Origin of the sequence: Streptomyces sp. BR123 (assembly GCF_013401435.1) — a bacterium.
GTDB lineage: Bacteria > Actinomycetota > Actinomycetes > Streptomycetales > Streptomycetaceae > Streptomyces.
Window position 1 is genome coordinate 1 of the sequence record NZ_JACBGN010000103.1, and the last position, 23,036, is coordinate 23,036.

The window sequence follows — 23,036 nt, forward strand, 5'->3', positions numbered from 1 at the left end:
CGGTGGGGGCGGGGCGATGTTCAGGCGGACATCCGTGCCGCCCCCGGCTCCGGGCTCGATCAGGAGTTCGGCGCCGATGAGCAGGGCGCGTTCCCGCATGCCGCTGATCCCGGCTCCTTCGGGGGCCGTTCCCCGTCCGCGGCCGTTGTCGCGCACGAGGAGGCAGCTGCCGCCCCCCGGAAGCGGGCCCAGCCGCAGCTCCACCCGGGACGCGCCGGAGTGGCGGGCCGCGTTGGTCAGGGCCTCCTGTGCGACCCGGTAGACGACGAGTTCCGTCGCCGGGTCGAGAGCGGGCACGCCGGTCACGATGTGCACGGCCACGGACAGCCGGTGGGCGGTGAACTCGGAGCCCAGGGAGCGCAGTGCGCTGTGCAGGCCGAGTTCCTCGAGGACGCCGGGGCGCAGGCGCCGCGCGATGCGGCGGATCTCCTCCAGGCTGGCCCGGGTGGTCTCCTGGGCCTGGTGCAGGTCCTCGCGCACGTCCGGCGGCGCATGGCGGGCGGCGTGCCCCAGCTGCAGCAGGACGGCGGTGAGGGTCTGCCCGATCTCGTCGTGGAGTTCCTGGGCGATGCGCTGCCGTTCGGCTTCGAGGGCGGTCAGGACCCGCCCGCTGCTGGCGGCGCGTTCGGCCTCCAGCCGGTCGAGCATGGCGTTGAAGGTGCCGGTGAGGCGGGCGATCTCGCCCTGCCCGCTGACCCGCGGCCGTTCCCCGGGGTTGAGGAGGTCGGCCGTGGCCATGGCCCGGTTCAGCCTGCCCAGCGGTGCCAGGCCGACGCGGAGCAGGACCGCGTTCAGCACCAGCATCACGACCAGCCCGCAGACCAGGACGATCGCCTCGCCGAAGAGCACCGGCGTGGAGACGGTGACGGGGCCGAAGAGCAGGGCGACGCTGAGGACGAGAACGGCCGCGTTCAGCAGGAAGATCCGCCAGTACAGTGACACCGTCCGTCCCATGCCCTTCCCGGCCTGCCCGATCCTCTCCGCTACCGCACCCGCCCGCGACGGAGCCGGCCTCCCCGCGCCATCCTCGACCGGCCCGGGCACCCCTGTCCATCCGTGACGACACCCATATTCCCGCAGCTCACAAGATGGCAGCATGTTCCCGCCGCGGCCCGGGATCCCTCCGCAGGACATCCCACGACACAACGCCGCCGGCACTCTGCACGGAAACGACACGAGGGGGATGGGCTGTGCCTGCTCCACGGATGAGGACCACGCCGCTGCCCGGCATCGGGGTCCAGTACGACCTCGCCACCCGCGAACGCCGGCACCTGTCGGTGATCGCCCACCGCGACGGCACCCGCAGCGTGAACGTCTACCGCGCCGACGACCCCGACGACTGCCTCCAGTCGCTCCACCTCACCGCGGGCGAGAGCGCGGCCCTGATCGACGCGCTGATGCCCGCCCACCACAGCCCGAACCTCCTCCACACGACCGAACTGGGTCTGGTCGCCGAGCGCGTCGAACTGTCCGGGCAGTCGCACTGGAACGGCCGCGTGCTGGGCGAGACGCGGATGCGGACCGAGACGGGCGTGTCGGTCGTCGCCGTCCTGCGGCGGGCGGAGGCCAGGCCGTCCCCGGGGCCGGACTTCCGGCTGGCCGGCGGGGACACCCTGATCGTCATCGGCACCCGCGAGGGCGTCGACGCGGCCGCCGCGATACTCGGACGGGAGTGAGGCGCCCGTGCACTCCGCCCTCTTCCTGATCGAGTTCGGTGCGATCCTCCTCGGCCTGGGCCTGCTCGGCCGGGTCGCGGGCCGGCTGAGGTTCTCGCCGATCCCCCTCTACCTGCTGGCGGGCCTGGCCTTCGGCACCGGCGGTCTGCTCCCGCTGGGCGCGAGCGAGGAGTTCGTCGCCATCGGCGCCGAGATCGGCGTCATCCTCCTGCTGCTGATGCTGGGCCTGGAGTACACCGCCAACGACCTCGTGTCGAACCTGCGCACCCAGTACCCGGCCGGCCTCGTCGACTGCGCCCTCAACGCCCTGCCCGGCGCCGCCGCCGCGCTGCTGATGGGCTGGGGGCCGGTTGCGGCGGTGGTCCTGGCCGGCGTCACCTGGATCTCCTCCTCAGGTGTCATCGCCAAGGTCATGGGAGACCTCGGCCGGCTCGGCAACCGCGAGACCCCCGTCGTCCTGAGCATCCTGGTCCTCGAAGACCTCGCCATGGCGGTCTACCTGCCCATCATCACCGCCCTCCTGGCCGGGGTCGGCCTCGCCGCCGGCAGCGCCACCCTCGCCATAGCACTGGGCGTGGCCGGTGCCGTGCTCTTCGTCGCCGTGCGCTACGGGCGGATCATCTCCCGCTTCGTCTCCAGCGACGATCCCGAGAAGCTCCTGCTCGTCGTCCTCGGCCTGACCCTGCTCGTCGCGGGCATCGCCCAGCAGCTCCAGGTCTCCGCGGCCGTCGGCGCCTTCCTCGTCGGCATAGCCCTCTCCGGCGAGGTCGCCGAGGGCACGCACACCCTGCTCAGCCCGCTGCGGGACCTCTTCGCGGCCGTGTTCTTCGTCTTCTTCGGCCTGCACACGGACCCCGCCAGCATCCCGCCGGTGCTGCTGCCCGCGCTCGCGCTGGCCGTGGTCACCGCCTGCACGAAGATCGCGACCGGCTACTGGGCCGCGAAGCGCGCCGGGATCGGGCCGAACGGCCGCTGGCGGGCCGGCGGCACCCTGGTGGCCCGCGGCGAGTTCTCCATCGTCATCGCCGGACTCGCCGTCACCGCCGGCATCGAGCCCGCGCTGGGCCCGCTCGCGACCGCGTACGTCCTCATCCTCGTCATACTCGGCCCCCTGTCCGCCCGCTACACCCAGCCCCTCGCGGCATGGATCACCTCCCGCCGGGCCGGCAGCACCGCGGCCGCAGGGGGAGGCCACCGCACCCCGCTGCAGCCCCTCGGCCCGCAGGGCGCCGCCGAGAGCGCCGACGACCGGGAGGAGGAGAACAAGCAGCTCCGGCCGACGTCCTGACGGTCGGACACCAGACGCCGGGGCGCATCAACTTTCGATGACACCGCCCTCATCCGTTCGGAGTACACCCGAGGGTTGAGCCGCCATTAACGTTGTGGTCATGACAGAGCAAAAGGTGGAGCAGGCAGGTCAGCCCACACGCTGGAAGACCGCCGCGGGAGTCGCCGTCGGCATTCTCGTCGGCCTTGGCGCCCTCGCCCTCGTGTGGCGGATGGACTGGCACGTTCCGTTCCTGACCGGTTGGCTGTCCCTCAAGCTGGCGGTGAAGGCCGGCGCCCTCACCGTGGGCGGGCTCATCGCCTTCGCGGCATGGCGCGCCAAGCGCCGCGAGGCGTCGTAACCGCGCACGTCACGCGCGCCGGCGGACCGGATGCCCGGTGGTGTCGGACAGCCGCCGCTCCATTCCGCCGACCGGATGCAGGAACCGGCTCCCGCCGTGACCGGCCGTGCCGAGGTCCTTACGGGCCGTGAGCGCACCGGTCCCGGCATCGAGCGCGACCCACTGGTACGTGCCCCTGCCCGCCATCGCGTGTCAGCCGGTAGACCACATCACCCGGCCGTCCGAGGACAGCACACACCCGGGCCGGTGAACGTACGGCCGCTCCCAGTGCGGTTCGAGCGACGCCCGCCACACCACCTCCCCCGTATCCGCCGCGCACACCAGCGCGTTCCGGGTCGTGCAGAAGGCCCGCTGCAGGTCGGCGGCGACGGCCGCCGCAACGACCTCGTGCCCGGCAACCGGCCGGAATGCGGCGGTGGGCTGCAGAACACCCCAGGTGTCGCCCGCCGGTTCGTAGGTACAGATCCGTCCGTCGACGAGGCGCGTGATCATCTGCGGTGATCGGTTTCGGCCTTGGCGGGAAGGCTGTTTCACCCGGGGTCCCCACCGGCCGGGGCTCGCGTCACGCGGCGGCCTGCTCCCGCACCGGGGAATCGCCACCCCGGCCGATCCCGCTGCCCGCACGGATCGGTCGGCCGCGGGCCCCCGGCTCGGCGGTCGGCCGGACCGCCACGACACGCTGCCCGCGGGCCGCCGGGGCGCCGACTGCCGGGAAGGGGCGAAGCCGACCGGAATCGAACCGGCGTCCTCGCGGTTTTGGAGACCGCGCGCGACGACCTCTGCGCTACGGCTCCGCCCCGACCGGCAGTGTAGGAGACCGCGGCGGTGGGGGCCCGCCGGTCATGCCGACGGCTGCGGAGACACCGCCCGGGAAGCCGGTTCCGGAGCCAGGGGTGCGCCGGCAGCCGCCCCGGGAACGGGGTCCGTGGCGCGCGGGAGCTGCGCTTCATGCGGGTTCAGGCGCAGCCAGGCCGACAGCGCGGCCTGCAGATCCGCGACCTCCTGTCGCGTGAGGGCCTCGCCCGCCGGACCCACGTGCAGACGCACCCCGCCGGCGGTGATCCGCCACCCGACGCGGCGCCGCGGCGGCGAGTTGATGGCACTCCCGCGGGCAAGGGCGCGGAGGGCTTGTTCGACACGGGGCGGGAGCCGCCGCAGCGGCCCTCCCGGCGGAACGGGATTCCTGGGCCTGGACGGAATGCCGACCGCGGAGTAGAAGGCGCGGATCGCCTCGTCGAGCGGTAGGGAACGGGAGGGCGCCAGCCCGACGAACTCCTCGACCAGTTCCGGATGCGGCGGCGGCGCGTTCCCCCCGTACGGCTTGGCGTGCAGCGGATGCTCGTCGGTCTCCAGCCGCACGCAGGCGGGCGGGACCAGTACCCGGCTGAACCCGGCACCGGTCAGCTCGGCGTGCAGCTTCCGCAGCTTCGCGGCCTGCCGGGGTACGGGGTGGGGGTCCACGGACGCGGGAGCGTCGGGCCGGCCGGGCTTCGACGTCGACCCCAGGGGCCCGTTCGAGCGGTGGAGGACACCGGACTCGGTCAGAACGATGGTCGCCTGTCGGTTCCGCGCATCGCAGCCGAGCCGGAACCCCACCACGGTCGTTGGCACTGGACCTCCACTGGGCGGTGACACGGCCACCGTAGCGGGCCCGGGACCGCACCGTACCGGAATCCGTATTTCCGCCCCGAAGGGCTGCTGATGCCACGTCACACCCCCGTGGCGCGGGGCCGGTTCGCCGAAGGATACGGTTTCGGCATGGATGACGACGTGATAGCGAAAGCCGTGGTCAAGGATGCCGCCCGCAGCCTGCTGCCGCGCCTGGGGGCCGCAGGACTGTCCCCGGACGCCGTGGCCGCTGGCGGCGGCTTTGCCCCCGCCGACGTGGAGGCCGCCTTCCCGCACCGGGACGACCTGCTGACCGCACTGGTCATCGACGCCTACGACGCGTCCGGCGCCGCGATGGAGCAGGCCGACCGGGCCGCCGCGGGCGCCGGCGCGTCGGCGGGTGCGCGGCTCCTCGCCGTCACCCGTGCGCTGCGGCAGTGGTCCTTCGCCCACCCGGGCGAGTTCACGCTGATCTACGGCTCTCCCGTCCCCGGCTACCACGCCCCGCAGGACACGGTCCTGCCCGCCTCCCGTACCCCCGCGGTGCTCGCCGGCATCGTACGGGCGGCGCTGGAGGCGGGCGAACTCACCCCGCCGCGGCGGGCGCCGTCCGGGACGCCGCTGCTGCTGCCGGCGGCCGTCGAGCTGTTCGGCGGTACGCCCGAGGCCCCGTTCTCGGACCTCATCGAGCGCGGCATCGTCCTGTGGAGCAACCTGATCGGCCTCCTGGTCTTCCAGGTCTTCAGCCGCACCCACGACAGCGTCAAGGACGAGGCCGCGTTCTTCGACTACGCCGTGGCGGTGGCAGCCGAAAGCATCGGACTGACGGTCCCGTTGGACGGGCACTCCGACACCTGAGCCGTCCGCCGCGGGACGGGACGGCCCGGTCGGCCCGAGCCGGCCGGGATGGCGAACGACGTGCACGAACCGCCTGCCGGGGTGGAGGCCCGGGCAGCCTCGGCCGGGTTCGGCGGGACGGCGGCCTCGGCGGCCCGGGACCGGCCGCAAGGCTTCGGAAAGTACCCGACACCTGACGAAGTGGACCGGCGGCGGTGGACCGGCGGCCCCCGGTCGCGTTCTGATCGGCGTGCGCCCGGCGCCGCAGCACATCAGCCGGGGCGCCCTCGCACTACCCCAGGAGGAAACGTGCCGACGCACTCCGGTATCCCGACGGTGACCGTCTGGTCCGACATCGGCTGCCCGTGGGCGAGTCTCGCCCTGCACACCCTGAACGCCGCCACCGAACGCCGGCAGCTGCCCCTGCAGATAGACCACCGGGCCTTCCCGCTGGAGCTGTTCAACCGCGAGCCCACCCCGAAGTTCATCGTCGACCCGGAGATCACGACCATCGCCGCGCACCGGCCCGAGCTCGGCTGGCGGCTGTGGCACGGCCGGCCGGAGGCGTTCCCGGTCACGATGCTGCCCGCCATGGAGGCGGTCCAGGCCGCCAAGGACCCGGCGATCGGCGGGCTCCGCGGCAGCGACGAACTGGACCGCGCGCTGCGCAAGGCGTTCTACGCCGACAGCAAGTGCATCAGCATCCACTCGGTGATCCTCGACCTCGCCGAGGACTGCGAACACGTGGACGCCGGAGCCCTGGCCGCCGCCCTGTCCCGGGGCAGCGGCCGCACCGAGGTCTACGAGCAGTGGCGGATCGCCCAGGGCCCCGAGATCCAGGGCAGCCCGCACCTGTTCGCCGCCGACGGCTACGCCACCCACAACCCCGGCGCCACCTTCACCTGGACCCGCTCCCCGTACGAGGGCGGCTTCCCGAGGCTGGACGCGTACAGCACCGCCTGGGCCGACGAGCTCCTCGACGCCCTCTACGCAGACGCACCGGACGCCCGGGCGGTCACGGCCGCGGGAGCCTGACCGAGGCCTGCCCGCCCCGGACCGGTCCGTCCGGTCCGGGCGCCCGCAGTCGCCCAGGACGCACACCGGCCGCCGTCATGAGGGTCATCGGCAGTGCCGTGATCGTCATGGCGGGCGACACGGCGCGCGGGCGCGCCACCTCGACGACGGGTGTGGGGGAGCGAGGCGAGGTCATGCCGTCTGCGTCCAGGCTCGACGACACGAAGTCGGTGCGACCACCCACGGCTCCGATGGCGGCGCAGCCCCAAGCCGGCCGGTTCGTGTGCCACGCGGTTCGGATGTGTGACGCAAGCTCTGAAGTTGCTCAACCCGCGCTTGGAGGCGCCCCCGCTTCGGGCATCGTGCTCGCACAACCCAGAACGAGTGGAACGGGGGCGCGCGATGGAAGTCGTGCTGACCATGGCATTGGTCGTCGTCGTGGTGGCCTTCCAGGTGCTGCGGGGGCCCAAGCGGCCGAGGCGCCACAACAGCCGGTGGGGTGACGGCGGGGACTCCTGTGGCGGCGGCTCCTCCTGCGGCTCGTCGTGCGGGGGCGGCGGCGGGGGCGACTGACCCACAGCGGACCAGGGCTTGCGGTGCGAGGCGTACGTGCCCTCGCCGACGGCCGAGCCGGACCATCTCCCGGCTCGGTGCCGCCGTCGGCAGCCGTCCCAGCACGCTGACCAGCGTGCTGGACCGGCTGGAGCGGCGCGGACACATCGTCCGTGCCAAGCAGGTCGGCGACCGCCGCTCCGTGCGCATCGAGCTCACCGAATCCGGGCGCCCGGCAGCATCCCGGATCCGCGACACGCTGGCAGGTCTCGAAAGCCGCGCGCTGAACGGCCTGTCCGCGGAGACGGTCGCCGGCTTCCGCACCGTTCTGGACGCGCTGGGCAAAGAGGGGCCATGACCGACGAAACCCTGCAGGCCCACGACGAACGCTCGCCGTTCGAACAGCTCATGGCAGAGGTGATGGCCACCGCCGACCGCTTCGGGTATCGCCGGCACGTCCACCTGACGTGGCTGGCCGTACGCCGCTACGGAACCGACGCGGCGGTGGACGTGGTCGGCGACGGCATCCAGCACACCGCCCGCTACGCGGGCAAGCCGCAGAAGTACCACGCCACCGTGAGCCGGGCCTGGGTCGAGCTGGTGGGCCACCACGCCGACGTCCTCCACGCTGGCCGGCACCCGGGCCAGGACCGGCTGGGTGCGGCCCGACCGGGCCCCTTTCCCCTGGCAGCAGGCCGACGCCTGAGCCGGGGCGGTGCGGGCTGCAGCGTCATGTGTCCGCGCGCAGCCCGCCGGCTGCCGGACGTGCCGGGGAGGGGGAACCGGCCCGGCGGGCGTTCCCCGCGCGGGATCAGTGGCCGGCGACTGCCTTGACCAAGGCCACCGTGGTTCCGATCGCCGCGTCGATGACACCGGCCAGCAGGGCGAACAGGGTTCCGCTCCCCATGCGGACGCCGCCGTAGCAGCCCCAGGCGAAGAGGGTGGCGACGTTCACCGCGGCGGCCGACACCAGGGCGGTGTCCAACGCCATCACCCCGAGTGCCGAGATGCCGATCAGCAGGAGCGGGCCCACCGCGGACAGCAGGAGCGGGCTGCTGACGAACAGCATGGAGCGCAGCTCCCGTCCGGTGGCCAGGGCCCCGTGCACGACCCGGTGCGCCTGCTGGTCGGCCACGAGCGCGGCCAGCCACAGGCCCACCGAGGCGGTGATGACCGTCGCCGCCGCGCCCGCCGCGTCCACGTGGCCGCCCGCGCCGAGGCCGATGACCACGGAGATCATCGTGATCGTCGCGTACAGCCGTTCCTTCAGCCGGGCGGCCTCCTCCTCGATGGTCGTCTGCTCGCCGGTCACCTGCACACCGTAGGGGTTCGTTGCGCGCAGACGCCGCAGGGAGCGCTGCTCGTCGGGCGCGCCGCCCCCACACGGGTCCGCCCGCTCACCTGCCGCCGCCGTCGCGACGCCGGCCCGGCAGGCGCGACGCGAGGCGTCGGCTGCGCCGGGTGCGGGTGTGGCGGTCGAGCTCTTCCAGCAGCCGCTGGGAGCGCTTGTCCACGCCGAGTTCGTCGAGCACCCGGTCGATCTCGGCCAGCAGCGCGCCCTGCAGCTGCCACTGGGCCTTGTCCTCCCCGATCCGGGCCAGGAGGAGGTCCGCGAACCGGTCCCGGCTCGCCCGGGCCACGACCAGCTCGGCGGCCAGCCGGGCCTCCGCCTTCTCGGCGTTGGCGCTGACCTGCGCGGTGATGAGCTGGGCGAAGCTCTCCACCGCCCTGGCCGTGTGCGCGAGCACTTCCCGCAGCGCGGCCCTGACCTCGGCCGTGAACAGCGGGCTGTCGGGGCGGGCCTTGGCGAGGTCGGTCAGCGTCCGGCAGGCCACGCGGAGGACCACCGCGCAGATCTCCAAGGTGTCCAGGCCGGTGCGCAGCACGAGCCGGGAGAGCAGGCCCTCCTTGACCCGGGGGTTGAGGCGGAGGCTGTCCTCGGCCTGCCGGAGCGAGGCGTCCACGAGCGCGATGTCGTTGTCGAGCCGCCGCGCCTCGTGGAGGTGGGCTGCAGCCTGCTCCACCTTGGCGGGTCCGAGCGGCTCCTCGCCGATGTGCTCCAGGAGCCGGCTCATCCGAGCCGCGAGGTCGGTGATCGCGGCGCTTGCCGGCCCGACCCAGACCGGCGGTGCGACGAGCAGGTTGACCAGCATGCCGACGGCCGCGCCGATCAGGGTCTCCAGAACCCGGTCCCACGCGGTGTCCGCGACCTGGGTGACGCCGAGGACCAGCATGGCGCTGATCGCGACCTCCGGGACGAACTCGTCCACGCGCACCAGATGGCCGACGAGCAGGGACGCCAGGATGACCAGGCCCAGACTCCACCAGGTGAGTCCCACCAGGGCGCTGAAGCCGATGGCGATCAGGACTCCGGCGACCACGGAGTTCACCCTGCGGATGCCCGTGGTCAGCGTCGAGTAGAGGGTGACCTGGACGACGAGCAGCGCGGTGAGCGGTGCGGTCAGGGGGGCCGGCTCGCTGCTCAGCCGTAGCGCGATCACGTAGCTGATGACGGCTGCCGCGGTGGAGCGCAGGGCCTGGACCGCGACCGGCTCCCGGCGGCGGCCGGCGATACGGGTGAGGGTGCTGAGCATTTCCGGCATACGTGGGCGCATTCCCCGGCCGGCGACCACCGACGCAGCCAAGTCAACCGGATGGCCCATCCGCGGGTGTGGTGCAGCCCCCGGAGGAGCGCCTGTGCGCCGCTTGCAGCCACCGGACCCAACCCTCGACCGGCCCAACCCCCGACCGGGCCCGCGACGCCGGGCGGTCCGCCCCGACCTGAACCCCCGCCGACCTGGTCCCGCTCCTGCGCGGCATCGCGTACGCCGCCGACGTCCACGGCGGCCCTCCAGCCGACCGCATCGGCACCGCCTGCCGCTACCCGGCCCCTGCTCGGCGGCCTGCGCGCCACACCGCACCACGTGACACGGGTCACGTCTTCGGGACCGATGATGTCGCGCATCCGCCCCGGTCTACCCCTCGACAACACGCAAGCGCCGTGGAGCCCGCCCGGTTCCTCAGAGCGGCGCAGGAGGAGGGAACGCAGTGCTCCGCACAGTCACCTACCCGTTCGGCGGCGTTCGCGCCGGGTCGCAGCCCTCGCAGCCCGTTCCCCGCGCAACGAGGCTCCCCCTGGCAGGCTGCGCGGTGGCGGGCCCGGTGTTCCTCGGCGCGGGCATCGCCCAGGGGCTCGCGCGGAACGGCTTCGACTTCACCCGCCATGCGATCAGCCAGCTCGCCCTCGGCGACCCGGGCTGGATCCAGACGGTGAACTTCCTGCTGGCCGGAGCCCTGCTCGGCGCCGGCGCCATCGGGCTCCGGCGGCTGCTCCGCGGGGGAGCCGGAGCCGGGGCGACCTGGGGGCCCGCCCTGATCGGCGTGTTCGGTGCCTCGTTCCTGGCGGCCGCCGCCTTCCCGGCCGATGCGGGGGCCGGATTCCCGGCCGGTGCTCCCGATGCCGTATCGCTCAGCCCGCACGGTGCCGCACACATGCTCGGCGGCATGGTCGGCTACCTCGCCCTGTGTGCCGCGTTCCTCGTCCTGGCCGGGCCTCTCGCAGCGCGGGGGCATCGCGGCTGGGCCGTGGCCTCCCGCCTCGTCCCCCTCGGCATCCTCGCGGGTTTCGCGGGCTCCGCCGCCACGGTCCTGGCCTTCACCGCCGGCGCGGGGCTCGGCCTCGTATGGCTCGCCGCGGTGACTGTCCGTCTGCTCGCCGACGCTGCCGAGGACCAGGCGCGTATCGAGTCGTGATCAATTTGCGGGATGCGCCTTCGTGGCATGGTCCGGTCCGATGGGGCGGCCTTGAAGCCGCCGCCTCGCCGCCGACCGCAAGTGCCGCACGCCGGCGTTCATCCTGACCGCAGGCCACAGCTGCCTCGCCGGTCTCCACCTGCGCGCCTCGGTGATCTGGATCAAGGACCTCACCAGGACCACCCGACGATCACGACTCGATACGCCCCTGGGTGACGCGCTGGGGTGCCGCACGCCAAGGGCGGGCAGGTTGAGTCAACGGTCAACCAGCCGTGGATGCGGGGTTTCGCCCGGGGATTCCGCGTCGGTGTCGTCGGTGCCGACCGGGCCGCGGGGAAGCATCCGGTCCAGCCACTTCGGCAGCCACCAGTTGGACCGGCCGAGGAGTGTCATGGTCGCCGGTACCAGCACCATGCGTACGACCGTGGCGTCGATGAAGATCGCGGTGGCCAGGCCGAGCCCGAACATTTTGCTGGAGGGGTCCTCGGCGACGGCGAAGGACAGGAAGACCGCCACCATGATGAGGGCGGCCGAGGTGATGATCCGGGCGGTGCGCGAGACGCCCTCGACGATCGCCGTGCCGTTGTCGCCGGTGCGCAGGTACTCCTCGCGTACGCGGGAGAGGAGGAACACCTCGTAGTCCATCGACAGGCCGAACAGGATGGCGAAGAGGAACATCGGGATGAACGACACGATCGGAACCGTCGCTTCCAGCCCGATGAGTGCGCCTCCCCAGCCCCACTGGAAGACCGCGACCATGATGCCGTAGGCCGCGCCGATGCTCAGCAGATTCAGCAGTACCGCCTTGAGCGGTACGAGTATCGAGCGGAAGACCAGCATCAGCAGCAGGAACGACATCGCCAGGACGGCGGCGACGAACACCGGCAGGCGTTGGCTGGTGCGTTGGCCCACATCGGACAGGCTCGCGGCGGCGCCGCCGACGTGGGCCCGGGCCGGGCCGTGCCCGATCGCCGTGGGCAGCACGTCGGTGCGCAGCCGGGCGATGGTGTCGGCCGTGGCCTTGTCCTGAGGGCTGGTGGTCGGGAACACCACGAGGGTCGCGATGCCGGTGGCCCGATCGATGTGCGTCGGCGCGACGGATGCGATGCCCGGCTCCGCCGCGACCGCCCCGACGAGTCGGTCCAGCACTCCCGGATCACCGGCGGGGTCCGCGGCGATGACGAGGGGACCGTTGGTGCCCGGGCCGAACCCCTCGGCGACGAGGTCGTAGGCCCGGCGTTCGGTACGGCTGTGGGGCAGTGAGCCGTCGTCGGGCAGGCCGACGCGCAGGCCGAGCACGGGCAGCGTCGCGGTCAGCAGCAGCCCCGCCGCGCCGATCGCGTACGGCACCGGGTGCCGGCTGACGTGCCCGATCCAGCGACGCCACCCGGCGGCGTGGGCGGCGCCTGCCGCCGGGTCCCGCCGTGCGAGTCGGCCCGGCTTCCCGGTCTGCAGAGCCCGGCCGATCCGGCCGGCCCGGGCCAGGCGCGGGCCCGCCGCGCCGAGGAAGGCCGGCAGCAGCGTCACCGAGGCGAGCACCATCGTCAGGACGACGATCGAGACGGCAACCCCGCCCACCGTCATGAACGGCACGTTCGCGACCGCCAGGCCGAGGATCGACACGACGACGGTGCCGCCGGCGAAGACCACGGGCCTCCCCGCCGTGGCCACCGCTCGTCCGGCCGCCGCCTGCGGATCGAGCCCGCGCGCGAGGTACTCCCGGTGCCTGGCGAGCACGAACAGCGCGTAGTCGATGCCCACTCCGAGCCCGACCATGCTGCCCAGGACGGGGGCGAAGGTCGGGACGTCCGTCACCCCCGCCAGTACCGTCATCGTGGCAGCCCCGATGGTCAGCCCGAAGACCGCCATGCCGATCGGCAGCGCGGCGGCGACGAGCGAACCGAACGCCAGGAACAGGATCGCGGCCGCGGCGAGGATGCCGATCAGCTCGCTCACGCCGCCGTCGGGGTTGGAGAAGGCGTAGAAGAGGCTCCCGCCCATCTCGATGCGCAGGGGCAGCTCGGCGCGCAGCCGGTCGCCGAGGTCGACGAGGGCGTCGAGGTCTTCGGCCGACAGTCGGCTCTGGTCGGGGTACTGCACCCGGACGACCGCGATCCGCCCGTCGGCCGAGACGAGGCCGCCGCGCACGGCGGTGTCCCCGCGTGCGTCGAGTGCCCCCGCCGGGTCGCTCGTGCCGAGCACGTGCGGCAGCCGCTTGACCTCGGTCTGCAGCCGCGTGAGAGCGGTGCGCTCGCTGCCGTGGTCGAAGAACGTCGCACCGCCGTCGAGGGGGGTGACGACCACTTGGGCGGTCATACCCTCCTGGCCGGTGCCGGCCCGCTCGATCAGTTGCGCGGCCCGTTGGGAGTCCAGTCCCGGAGCGGTCATCGAGTCCGCGGTCCGCCCGCCGAAGGCGATCGCGGCGAGGACGGCGAGCGTGGCGGCAATCAGCCATGCCGCGATCACCCGCCAGGGATGGCGGGCGGCGCTTGCGCCCAGGCGCAACAGGGCTTTCGAGAGCATCGGTTCCTCCAACCACCTCGTCGGCCGTCCTTGTACGGCCGACGATGCCGAGACTCGTCGCCACGGCGCTCCGCGGCATCGGCCCGCGGGCCGCGGATCCGTCGGCCCCGGGGCGGAGTGACGACTCGTCCTTTCGGCCGATGCGCGGCACGCCGCGGTCCCTAGGCTGAGAACCGTGCTCCGAGACGACCTGCGAACCCTGTGGACCGAACCCCGGCCGCCCGACGCGCCCGCCCGGGTGCGGCGGGACTGGGCGCTGCTCGCCGCGGGCCTTGCCGGTGTGGCGCTGGAGGCCACCCTGCGCGAGAACGTCGTGTGGCGGCCGGTGGCGGTGGTCGTCGCCGTATGGCTGTGCCTGCTGCCCCTGTGGCGCCGGACCCGCCCGCTGGCGATGGTGACGCTGGCGTTCGGCTCGGTGATCCTGCTTCCGGTGGCCTCGCTCGTCGCCGCACCGCGCGAGCCCGTCGGCCTGTACACCGGCGCGGTCGTGCTCGTGCTGGTGTACGCGCTGCCCCGGTGGGGATCGGGACGCGAGATCGTGCTGGGCGGCGCGGTGATCCTCGCGGCCGGCGCGCTGTGTTCCGTCACGGACGAGACCCCGGTCGTCGAGAACCTCGTGGGCTTCGCCTTCCTGCTGCTGCCCGGCGTGGTCGGGGCTGCCGTACGGTTCCGGGTGACCGCTCGCGAGCGGCAGTTGGAGCAGGTGCGCTCCCGCGAGCGCGAGCAGCTCGCCCGGGAACTGCACGACACGGTGGCCCACCACGTGTCGGCCATGGTGATCATCGCCCAGGCGGGCCGGGTGCTCGCGGGCACCGACCCGTCCGCCGCCGTCGAGGCGCTGGAGGAGGTCGAGGAGGAAGGGGCGCGCACGCTGGAGGAAATGCGCGCCATGGTCGCCGCGCTGCGCGACCGCGGGGTCGGCGCCGAGCTGGCGCCCCCTGCCGGAGTCGCGGATCTGGAGCGCCTGGTGCGCACCCCGGGTGGCCGCCTCAGGGTCGACCTGGGGCTCGACGGCGAACTGGACGCGCTGCCCCCGGCCGTGGACGCGGCCGTCTACCGGATCGTGCAGGAGTCGGTGACCAACGCGCTGCGCCATGCGGTCGACGCGACCGAGCTCGTCGTTCGGGTCGCCGCGGAACGGCACACGGTACGGGTGAGCGTGCGCGACAACGGCCGGCGCACCGGCCGGGGTCGCGACGGATACGGACTGACCGGACTGCGCGAGCGCGCGACCCTGCTCGGCGGCACACTACGAGCCGGCCCGGGTACCGACCGGGGCTGGCATGTCGACGCCGAACTGCCGAGAGCGAGGAGCGAGAGCGGTGTCCATTCGCGTCCTCGTCGCTGACGACCAGACGATCATCCGCACCGGGTTGCGGATCATGCTGAACGCGCAGCCCGGCATCGAGGTGGTCGGCGAGGCCGCCGACGGGCGGGAGGCGGTACGCCTGGCCCGCGAACTGCGCCCCGACGTCTGCCTGTTCGACATCCGCATGCCCGTACTCGACGGGCTGGAGGCCACCCGGCTGGTCGCCGGCCCGGGTGTCGCCGACCCGCTGGCCGTGGTCGTCATCACCACGTTCGACCTCGACGAGTACGTCTACGGCGCCCTGCGTGCCGGCGCCCGCGGATTCCTCCTCAAGGACACGGGACCGGACCTTCTGGCCCAGGCCGTACGGTCGGCGTCCGACGGTGAGGCGCTCATCGCGCCCAGCGTCACCGTCCGTCTGCTCCAGGCATTCGCGGACCTGCCCGCCGGCCGGCCCGTGGCCCAGCCGGTCTCCCCCGTCACCGCCCGCGAGGAGCAGGTGCTCCTCGCCGTCGCTCGCGGGCTGACCAACACCGAGATCGCCGATGCACTGCACATCAGCCTCAGCACGGTGAAGACGCATCTGGCCAGCCTGATGGCCAAACTCGGCGCCCGCAACCGGGTCGAGATCGCGATGTGGGCCTACGAAACGCGCCGTATCCTCCCCGGAACCTGAGCCGGGTACCGGGCCATGTCCCATGAGTCCCGCCCGGACATCAGTGCACTGGTCGGCTCACGTCGGCGCCACGTGCCTCACCCGCCCCAGAGCGTGACGTACCAGGAAGCCGGACCCCCAACGAGATCATCCACCTCGTGAATCGGAGTGCATATGGCCGGGGCCGGGCCCGTACCGTGCCGCGCCGGCCGGGGGTTCAGCGCAGCGGCGGGTGCGTGGCGAGCCAGTGACGCGCGATCTGTTCGCGCGTGGCCACCCACGCCCCGCCCAGCTGTGCGACGTGCCGCAGGAAGCCGTCGAGCACGCGGATGCGGCCGGGCCGGCCGATGATCCGGCCGTGCATGCCGACGCTCATCATCCGCGGGCGGTCGGCACCTTCGGCGTGGAGCGCGTCGAACGTGTCGACGAGGTAGGTGAGCATGTCGTCGGCGGTCGTGAAACCGTGGAGGATCAGGAACTTGAAGTCGTTGGCATCCAGGCTGTACGGCACCACCAGATGCGGCCGGCCGGCCGCCTCGACGTAGAACGGCAGGTCGTCCGAGTAGTCGTCGGAGTCGTAGAGGAAGCCGCCCTCTTCGGCGACGAGACGCCGCGTGCAGGGGCTCGTCCGCCCGGTGTACCAGCCGACGGGCCGACGCCCGACGAGCCGCTCGATCGTCGCGACCGAGCGCGCGATGTCGGCGCGTTCGACCTCCTCGGGCACGTGGCGGTAGTCGATCCAGCGCCAGCCGTGGCTCGCCACCTCCCAGCCGGCGGCTCCCATCGCCCGCGCCGCGTCCGGATTGCGCGCGAGCGCCTGCCCCACGGCGTGGACGGTGAGCGGCGCGCCGTGCGCCGCGAGCGTGCGGTGGATGCGCCAGAACCCGGCGCGCGAGCCGTAGGCGAACATCGACTCGACGTTCAGATCCCGCCCGCCCACCACGGGCGGGACTCCGACGAGCTCGTGCAGATACCCCTCGGAGGCGGGGTCGCCCTCGAGGACGTTCTGTTCGCCGCCCTCCTCGTAGTTCAGTACGAGGCTGACGGCGACCCGGGCGCCGCCGGGCCAGGCGGCGTGCGGCGGCTCGGCGCCGTACCCGACGAGGTCGCGCTGATGCTCGGACACGGCCCGCACCCTACCCCCGTTCGACCGCCGCGGCAGCGCGAAACGGCCCGCGGCGAGGGCGCGAACGGCGGGTCGTGCGGGCGGCTCAGGGCACCTTGCGCAGGATGCGGGTCACGGTCTGGCCGTCGGCGGGGGTGAAGGGGCCGTCCAGCGGATGGCCGAGGGCCTCGGCGAGGGCGGTGGTGTTCAGGTCGACCGTGCGCTGCACGAGCTGCGCGAGGTGTTCGACGGCGGTCCGGCCGCGCCACCAGCCGAGGACCGCTGCGGCCGCGCCGGCGAGGGCTGCCGGCCACCACCAGGCGCCGAGCGCGAGGTACAGGACGCCCCAGGCTGCGGTGCGGGTGGCCGTGGTGAACGCCGCCCGGGCCGCGGCCAGCGGAGTGTGACCCTCCTCCGGAAGCGTCAGCCACAGGCACGGCCAGACGGTGGCGAGGTCCAGCTCGTACGCGGCCCGGACCCGTACGTCCGCACTGCGCATCCGGCGCAGCGTCTCCGGGGCGTCCGGGCCCAGGGACCGTTCCGCGGCCCCGGCGGCGGCGAGCTGCAGCTCCCCGGACTCGTCGAGGCGGCCGAGGCGGAACAGCGCTCGCCCAGGTTGTCGGCGGAGACCTGCAGCGCCATCGACACCACGGGGCCGAGCCCGACGTCGACGATGCCTACCGCGAGATCGTCGCGCTGCGGTCGGCGTCCCTGGGCCCGGACCCATCCGGACACCCTGGCCGACGGGCACAGCCTCGCCTTCGCGCTGTACACGCAGGGCTCCTACGCCGAGGCCGAAGTGGTGCAGCGCGAGGTGTACGACAGGCACCGCTCCGTGCTCGGCGCCGACCACCCGGACACGGTGGCGAGCGGAGGCAGCTCGAGGAGTACGGGCGCACCGACCGCCGCGCCCTGGAGATCCGCACCGGATACGCACGCCACCTGATGCGGAACCATGAGGTGGCCCACGCCGTGGAGACGGTGAAGAGCCGGGCCTCCGGCCCGCCGAGCCCCGCCGGCGGGGGCAGCGGGCCGGGCCGGGCCCGCCCCGACAGGCGCCGCCGTATCGTGCCCACACGCCCTCACCCATCGAGTTCCCCGAACCCGCGGCAGGCTTGAGGCCGTCTCGAAGGATACGTCCGCCGACCGGAGTTGCCGCCTTCTCGTGAACAGGCGCGCGCCGGGTGGGTACGTCCGCCACGGCCTCGACCCGGAAACCCGTAGAGGCCGTGTGGCCTGCTCTGTTACGGTCCTGGGGCCGGCCGCGGGACTCCGGTGCGACTTCCGGAACCTGCCTCTGAAGCAATGATTCGCAGCTCGTGCCCCCATACCCCGGCCGGCATCCGCACTCATGGGAAAGATCTGGAATGGACACGACTCATGGGAAAGATCTGGAATGGACACGCCCGGGGACCTGGTCACAGCCGAAGACGTACTGCTCTTCGTCAACGCGGCGATCACCTCGACCGGCCAGCGCGAATTCCACAGCGATGCGGACGAACAGCGGCTGTCCTTGGACTTCCTCCACGCGTACATGCTCGGGAACTACCGCGACCTGTACGCCGGGGTCCTTGCGCTCGACATCAACGACCACAACGCGGTCCTCATCATCCGACGGCTGCTGGAGACCGCCGGGGAAGCCACTGCCGCCCGGCGCCGCAGCGAGGGCCGTCTGATCGCGTCCCGGCTGGCGGTGCTGCCGCCACAGCGCGTGTACGGACTCTTCGACGCGCTGTGCCGGGCCGGAGTGAACAACCGCCGCACGCGCGCGATCATGCGTGACTGGCTGTCCGCCCGCCGCGACCCGGCGTTCGACGCGGTGAAGTACCGCAGCAGCCTCAAACGCGCCCTTCGCCACGCACACCTGGCCCCCGCCACCGAAGAACTGGGCACGTTCCTGTTCGCGCCGCTGACCCGCCCGCATTACGCGACGCCCCTGCTGGAGGCGTGGCGCCGCGCGCACTACGAGCAGGCGGCCCTGTACGAGCTGCCCTACACGGTTGCCGAGGGCTTCGCCGCCAAACACGGCATACCCCGGAACGTCTTCCTGGAGCGCATCGCCCCGCGGATGACCCGCCTGGAGGCCCTGCGGCTGCAGGAGTCCGTGCACAAGCGCGGGACCACGGCAGTACGGGCGGACCTCGCCGGGATGCCGCTGACCCGCTTGGCGACCCATGTGCTGTCGCTGCCGGTCGAGGACCGCCTGCGGCGGCGTGCCGAGCTCACCCGGGCCCTGGAGGCGGCCGCAGGCCGGGTGGCCGGCTCCCTGCGGGGGACCTGGGGCAGGGTCACCGCCGTCCTGGACGACAGCTTTTCCGCCTTCGGCTCGGTGCACAAGCGCCGCCGGCCGCTGGCCGTGGCCCTGGCCTGCCACCACCTGCTCGCGGCCCTCGCCGCCGACTACACCGGGCTGTGGACGTCCGGGCGGACCGACGCACTGCTGACCCGTCCGCAGGGGCCGACCCCGCTCGGCCGGCGGATCCTGGACGCGCTGGACACCAACCCTTCCAGGCTGGTGATCGTCTCCGACGGATGGGACAACGCACCTCCCGGCCTGGCTGCCGAGGTGCTGCGCGTCTGGCGGACCAGGCTCGACCCCGAGCGGCGTACCGGCATCCTCCATCTCAACCCCGTCTACGACGCGGCCGATCTCGACGTGCGCCGGCTGTCCCCGTCCGTGCCCACCGCCGGCATCCGTGACGCCGAGGACCTGCCCGCACTGGTGGAAGTGGCCCGGTTCGCGGAAGGCCGGACCGGCCTCGCCGAACTGATCACCTACATGGACACCCGTGCGGCACGCATGACGGGCGGACACGACCTGGAGCAGCCGCAATGACCACACCGGACCCGACCACACCGGACCCGACCACGCTGGACCTGACCGGCCTCGCCACCCGTCCCGCCCAGGTGTGGGGCGCCGTCCGCCTGGTGCCTCTCGTGCGCGACGAACCCCTCCACGACCTCCGCCTGCGCCCGGAGCTCCACGGCGATGCGGCCGGTCAGGTCGAGCCCGGCCCGCGCCGTGCCCACCTCTCCTACGTCCCGCACGGCTTCGTCGCCACGTGGACCGGTGACGGCACCCCGGCCGCCGCCTTCGGCACCCAGTTCTCCGCCGACGGCCACTCGGCTCCCGCCGCCACGATGGGCCTGCGCTTCCACCGCCGGATGGCCCGCCGCCAGGCCAAGGACCGGCTGCGGTTCCTCCCCGTGCACCTGGCGCTGGAAGGCTACCTGGCACTGCACTTCGGCGGCCCCGCGATCGCCTGGGAAGAGTGGTCGCAGCGGGCGATCCGCCAGGGGCTCTCCCCGCGCGCCGAGGAAGCCCACGCGGGTGCCGAAGTGCGCGGACTCGCCGACGCACTGCGCATCTTCGAGATCCACCCCGACCAATGCGGTGTGCTGCTCTACGTCGCCGACGCGCTCGCCGCCGCGTTCGCCGTCCCGCATCCCGACGACTACCGGGCACTCCACCCCACCCTGCTGCAGGACCTGTACGGGGAACTGATCCACCACTACGCCACGCTGATGCCGCCGGTGCCGGACTTCCGCGCCCGCATCCCCGAGACGCAGATCCGCTCCCTGGCCCATCTGCGCACGGCGGTTGCCGAGCAGGAACGCGCCTGGGCGCACTTCCACGACACGACCATGGCCACCGGTCTGCTGGAGCAGGCGTACACCTGGCGGACGGTCTGCCGGATGGGACGCTTCAGGCTCTCCCGTTTCCTGCCGCGGTTCCGTCCCAAGCAGGAGAACCACATCGGTGAGGCCATCACCGACGACCGGGGCAGGATCGCCTTCCTCAAGACGTTCCGCCTGTCGGAGAGCCAGGTCCGCCGCGGCCACCTGCTGAGCAGGCTTGCCGACAACGACTGGCATCTGGCGGCGACGGCAGCCGATCTCGGCATCGACACGGCCCGGCTGGGGCTGCGCCTGGAAACTGCCGGCTTCGGCTACCTGCTCCGCCAGGACGTCCTGGACGGCTACCGCAGGCAAGGCCGCTCCTGACCACGTGAGCCGGCACGGTCGGCCGGGCCCGTCCACGGGAGTGAACGCTCCCGCCGGACCGGTCACGCAACGGCCTGCGAACGCTCCGGGCGGGCGCGGCCCGCCGCGAGGCGGCCCGGGAGGCCGGGGAGACCGTGTCCCCTCAGCCGATCCGGCGGGCGCCGGACGACGGTACGGCCTCCAGTACGGCCGGCGCCGCGAAGCCGGCCGCAGCGAAGGCGTCCGCCACGGCCCGGGCCACGGACGCGGCCTCGCCGGCCGGGACCAGGGCGATCACCGAGCCGCCGAACCCGCCGCCGGTCATCCGGGCACCCAGCGCTCCCGCCGCGACCGCGGCCCCCACCGCCAGGTCGGTCTCCGGGCAGGAGACCCGGTAGTCGTCCCGCAGCGAGGCGTGCCCCTCGGTCAGCAGCGGGCCCAGGGCCCCGGGTTCGCCGGCCGCCAGCCGCTCGACGGCCCGCTCCACCCGCGCGTTCTCGGTGACCACGTGCCGGACCAGCGGGACGAGATCGGCGGGCAGCCGCACCAGCGCCGCGGGCAGCTCCGCCTCGGCCAGGTCCCGCAGGGCGGGCAGGCCGAGCAGGCCGGCGGCCCGTTCGCACCCGGCCCGCAGGGCCGCGTAGGCCCCGTCGGCGAGGTCGTGCCGGACCCGGGTGTCGAGCACCAGCAGGCACAGCCCGTGCCCGGTGAGGTCGAGGGGCACCTGCCGCACCCCCAGACTGCGACTGTCGAGGTGGAGCGCATGGCCGCCGGTGCAGCACACCGAGGCCATCTGGTCCATGATCCCGCAGGGCACCCCGGCGTAGGCGTTCTCGGCGTACTGGGCCACCCGCGCCAGCTCGGGCCGGGACAGGTCCAGCCCGTACACGTCGTTGTACGCGACGGCCACCGCGCACTCCAGCGCCGCGGAGGAGGACAGCCCGGCTCCGGTGGGAACCGAGCTGTCCAGGTGCAGGTCGGCGCCGCCGACCGGCAGCCCGCGCTCACGGAGCGCCCAGACCACGCCCGCCGGATAGCGGGTCCAGCCGGGCGTCCCGCCCGGGGCGAGGTCCGCGACCCGCAGTTCCGTTGTCCGGCCGTCGCCCTGGGCGCTGTGCAGCCGCAGCAGGCCGTCGTCGCGGCGGCGGGCGGCGAGCACGGCGGCCTGCGGCAGCGCCATGGGCAGGGCGAAGCCGTCGTTGTAGTCGGTGTGTTCGCCGATCAGGTTGACCCGGCCGGGCGCGGCCCAGACCCCGTCGGGATCGCGGCCGTGGATCCGCCGGAACCCCTCGCGCACGGCTGCGGACGCGGCGGCCGGGGTCATCGCACCTCCCGCAGGCGCTGCGCGGCCGTCTCGGGGGCCACGTCGTTCATGAAGGCCTCCATGCCGGACTCGGTCCCGGCCGGGTACTTGAGCTTGTCGGCGGTCCGCCGGACGGTGAACAGCTCCAGGTGCAGGGCGAGTTCCCCGCCACCGGTGAGCGGGGCCTGGTGCCATGCGGCGATGTACGGGGTGGGCCGGTCCAGCCCGAAGAGGCGGTCGAAGCGGCGCAGCAGGTCCAGGTAGAGGAGCGGGAACTCGGCGCGCTCCGATTCGGTGAGACCCGTCAGGTCGGGGACCCTGCGGTGCGGGTAGAGGTGCACCTCGTACGGCCAGCGCGCAGCGTACGGGACGAACGCGGTCCAGTGCTCCCCGGCGAGGACCACGCGCCCGGTGGCCGCGCGGGCTTCGGCGAGCAGGTCCTCGAACAGGTTCCGGCCGGTCGCGGCACGGTGGGCGGCCGCGGCGGCGAGGTGCTTGGCGGTGCGCGGCGCGGTGGCGGTGAACGCGTAGATCTGGCCGTGCGGATGGGGCAGGGTCACACCGATCTCGGCGCCGCGGTTCTCGAAGCAGTACACCTGCACCACGCCGGGGCGGGCGGACAGTTCGTCGGTCCGGTCGGTCCATGCGTCGAGCACCAGCCGGGCCCGCTCGGGAGTGAGGTCGGCGAAGCCGGCGTCGTGGTCCGGGGTGAAGCACACCACCTCGCAGCGGCCGGTCGGACCGGACAGGGAGGGGAAGCGGTTCTCGAACACGGCCACCTCGTAGTCGGCGGCCGGGATCTCGCTCTCCCGGCCCTCCCGCGAGGGGCAGAGCGGGCAGGAGTCCGCGGGCGGGTGGTGGGTACGTGCCTGCCGGTGGGCGGCGATGGCGACCCAGTCGCCGGTGGCCGGGTCCCGGCGCAGTTCGGGGACGCTCTCCACGCGGTCCAGCGGCCGCCGGTCCGGGGCGCGGCGGTCCCGGCCGGGGGCGCTGTCGTAGTAGATGAGCTCGCGGCCGTCCGCGAGTTCGGTGACGGTCCTGTGCACGTCCTCGCCTGATCTGTCGGGGGGACGGGGTACGGGGTACGCG

At 73.4% G+C, this 23,036-nt stretch carries 24 protein-coding genes and 1 tRNA gene; 14 read left to right on the top strand and 11 right to left on the bottom strand.

All coding sequences use genetic code 11. The features are described from left to right. Positions 1-954 (bottom strand): sensor histidine kinase (locus HYE82_RS17785; RefSeq protein ID WP_179175068.1); only part of this gene is annotated, 954 nt, incomplete at its 3' end. Positions 955-1,190: 236 nt separating this feature from the next. Between HYE82_RS17785 and HYE82_RS17790 the strand changes: the two genes are divergently transcribed. The 3 genes from HYE82_RS17790 to HYE82_RS17800 all read left to right on the top strand — a co-directional run bounded on the left by HYE82_RS17790 (position 1,191) and on the right by HYE82_RS17800 (position 3,304). Then, positions 1,191-1,676 (top strand): cation:proton antiporter regulatory subunit, encoded by a 486-nt coding sequence (locus HYE82_RS17790; protein WP_179175069.1) that lies wholly within the window; start codon positions 1,191-1,193, stop codon positions 1,674-1,676. 7 nt (positions 1,677-1,683) lie between these two features. Further along, positions 1,684-2,964, top strand: coding sequence for a cation:proton antiporter (locus tag HYE82_RS17795; protein ID WP_309144356.1), 1,281 nt, complete (start codon positions 1,684-1,686; stop codon positions 2,962-2,964). 100 nt (positions 2,965-3,064) lie between these two features. Next, positions 3,065-3,304, top strand: coding sequence for a hypothetical protein (locus HYE82_RS17800; protein WP_179175070.1), 240 nt, complete (start codon positions 3,065-3,067; stop codon positions 3,302-3,304). A gap of 192 nt (positions 3,305-3,496) precedes the next feature. On the opposite strand, the gene HYE82_RS17805 is transcribed toward HYE82_RS17800, so the two are convergent. The 3 genes from HYE82_RS17805 to HYE82_RS17815 form a co-directional block, all read right to left on the bottom strand. Then, positions 3,497-3,796 carry a hypothetical protein gene (locus HYE82_RS17805; protein ID WP_179175071.1) on the bottom strand — a complete coding sequence of 100 codons (300 nt, stop codon included), beginning with the start codon at positions 3,794-3,796 and terminating at the stop codon, positions 3,497-3,499. A 227-nt stretch (positions 3,797-4,023) separates the two neighbouring features. Then, positions 4,024-4,098, bottom strand: a tRNA-Trp gene (locus tag HYE82_RS17810). Positions 4,099-4,144: 46 nt separating this feature from the next. Next, positions 4,145-4,915, bottom strand: coding sequence for a hypothetical protein (locus HYE82_RS17815; protein WP_179175072.1), 771 nt, complete (start codon positions 4,913-4,915; stop codon positions 4,145-4,147). Positions 4,916-5,062: 147 nt separating this feature from the next. Between HYE82_RS17815 and HYE82_RS17820 the strand changes: the two genes are divergently transcribed. From HYE82_RS17820 to HYE82_RS17840, 5 genes are all read left to right on the top strand, one after another. Continuing rightward, positions 5,063-5,770, top strand: a complete 708-nt coding sequence (locus HYE82_RS17820; protein ID WP_179175073.1) for a TetR/AcrR family transcriptional regulator — start codon at positions 5,063-5,065, stop codon at positions 5,768-5,770. Positions 5,771-6,058: 288 nt separating this feature from the next. Then, positions 6,059-6,784: a DsbA family protein gene (locus tag HYE82_RS17825; protein ID WP_309144357.1), complete on the top strand. Its 726-nt coding sequence runs from the start codon at positions 6,059-6,061 to the stop codon at positions 6,782-6,784. Positions 6,785-7,165: 381 nt separating this feature from the next. Further along, entirely contained in the window at positions 7,166-7,336 is a 171-nt protein-coding gene (locus HYE82_RS17830) for a hypothetical protein (RefSeq protein ID WP_179175075.1), read from the top strand. After that, positions 7,281-7,673 (top strand): MarR family transcriptional regulator, encoded by a 393-nt coding sequence (locus HYE82_RS17835; RefSeq protein ID WP_218782747.1) that lies wholly within the window; start codon positions 7,281-7,283, stop codon positions 7,671-7,673. Before HYE82_RS17830 ends, HYE82_RS17835 begins: the two co-directional genes overlap by 56 nt. Further along, entirely contained in the window at positions 7,670-8,149 is a 480-nt protein-coding gene (locus tag HYE82_RS17840) for a hypothetical protein (protein ID WP_218782748.1), read from the top strand. Before HYE82_RS17835 ends, HYE82_RS17840 begins: the two co-directional genes overlap by 4 nt. Here HYE82_RS17840 and HYE82_RS17845 read toward each other — a convergent pair. Both HYE82_RS17845 and HYE82_RS17850 read right to left on the bottom strand, forming a co-directional pair. Beyond that, positions 8,127-8,627 (bottom strand): hypothetical protein, encoded by a 501-nt coding sequence (locus HYE82_RS17845; protein ID WP_309144358.1) that lies wholly within the window; start codon positions 8,625-8,627, stop codon positions 8,127-8,129. The genes HYE82_RS17840 and HYE82_RS17845 overlap by 23 nt on opposite strands. Before the next feature lie 85 nt (positions 8,628-8,712). Further along, positions 8,713-9,918: an aromatic acid exporter family protein gene (locus HYE82_RS17850; RefSeq protein WP_179175078.1), complete on the bottom strand. Its 1,206-nt coding sequence runs from the start codon at positions 9,916-9,918 to the stop codon at positions 8,713-8,715. A 532-nt stretch (positions 9,919-10,450) separates the two neighbouring features. Here HYE82_RS17850 and HYE82_RS17855 point away from each other — a divergent pair. Next, a complete protein-coding gene (locus tag HYE82_RS17855; RefSeq protein WP_179175089.1) occupies positions 10,451-11,068 on the top strand; it encodes a DUF998 domain-containing protein in 618 nt (205 codons plus the stop codon). 255 nt (positions 11,069-11,323) lie between these two features. Here the strand turns inward: HYE82_RS17855 and HYE82_RS17860 are convergent, their stop codons facing one another. After that, on the bottom strand, positions 11,324-13,591 hold the full coding sequence (locus HYE82_RS17860; protein WP_179175079.1) for an MMPL family transporter: 2,268 nt from the start codon (positions 13,589-13,591) through the stop codon (positions 11,324-11,326). A 175-nt stretch (positions 13,592-13,766) separates the two neighbouring features. On the opposite strand from HYE82_RS17860, the gene HYE82_RS17865 reads away from it, so the two are divergent. Continuing rightward, positions 13,767-14,939 (top strand): histidine kinase, encoded by a 1,173-nt coding sequence (locus HYE82_RS17865; protein ID WP_179175080.1) that lies wholly within the window; start codon positions 13,767-13,769, stop codon positions 14,937-14,939. Then, positions 14,914-15,576 (top strand): response regulator transcription factor, encoded by a 663-nt coding sequence (locus tag HYE82_RS17870; protein ID WP_179175081.1) that lies wholly within the window; start codon positions 14,914-14,916, stop codon positions 15,574-15,576. The genes HYE82_RS17865 and HYE82_RS17870 overlap by 26 nt, the downstream gene beginning before the upstream one ends. A gap of 196 nt (positions 15,577-15,772) precedes the next feature. Here the strand turns inward: HYE82_RS17870 and puuE are convergent, their stop codons facing one another. Beyond that, a complete protein-coding gene (gene puuE / locus HYE82_RS17875) occupies positions 15,773-16,681 on the bottom strand; it encodes an allantoinase PuuE (RefSeq protein ID WP_179175082.1) in 909 nt (302 codons plus the stop codon). A gap of 85 nt (positions 16,682-16,766) precedes the next feature. Further along, positions 16,767-17,159 carry a hypothetical protein gene (locus HYE82_RS17880; RefSeq protein ID WP_179175083.1) on the bottom strand — a complete coding sequence of 131 codons (393 nt, stop codon included), beginning with the start codon at positions 17,157-17,159 and terminating at the stop codon, positions 16,767-16,769. Between the two features lie 174 nt (positions 17,160-17,333). On the opposite strand from HYE82_RS17880, the gene HYE82_RS17885 reads away from it, so the two are divergent. From HYE82_RS17885 to HYE82_RS17895, 3 genes are all read left to right on the top strand, one after another. Further along, on the top strand, positions 17,334-17,606 hold the full coding sequence (locus HYE82_RS17885; RefSeq protein WP_179175084.1) for a tetratricopeptide repeat protein: 273 nt from the start codon (positions 17,334-17,336) through the stop codon (positions 17,604-17,606). A gap of 450 nt (positions 17,607-18,056) precedes the next feature. Continuing rightward, the gene (locus tag HYE82_RS17890) at positions 18,057-19,496 is read left to right on the top strand and encodes a hypothetical protein (protein ID WP_179175085.1); all 1,440 of its coding nucleotides are present in this window, start codon (positions 18,057-18,059) and stop codon (positions 19,494-19,496) included. After that, the gene (locus tag HYE82_RS17895) at positions 19,493-20,665 is read left to right on the top strand and encodes a hypothetical protein (RefSeq protein WP_179175086.1); all 1,173 of its coding nucleotides are present in this window, start codon (positions 19,493-19,495) and stop codon (positions 20,663-20,665) included. The genes HYE82_RS17890 and HYE82_RS17895 overlap by 4 nt, the downstream gene beginning before the upstream one ends. A gap of 142 nt (positions 20,666-20,807) precedes the next feature. Here the strand turns inward: HYE82_RS17895 and galK are convergent, their stop codons facing one another. Both galK and galT read right to left on the bottom strand, forming a co-directional pair. Continuing rightward, on the bottom strand, positions 20,808-21,968 hold the full coding sequence (gene galK, locus HYE82_RS17900) for a galactokinase (protein ID WP_179175087.1): 1,161 nt from the start codon (positions 21,966-21,968) through the stop codon (positions 20,808-20,810). After that, on the bottom strand, positions 21,965-22,993 hold the full coding sequence (gene galT, locus HYE82_RS17905; protein ID WP_179175088.1) for a galactose-1-phosphate uridylyltransferase: 1,029 nt from the start codon (positions 22,991-22,993) through the stop codon (positions 21,965-21,967). The genes galK and galT overlap by 4 nt, the downstream gene beginning before the upstream one ends. Between the last annotated feature and the right edge of the window lie 43 nt (positions 22,994-23,036).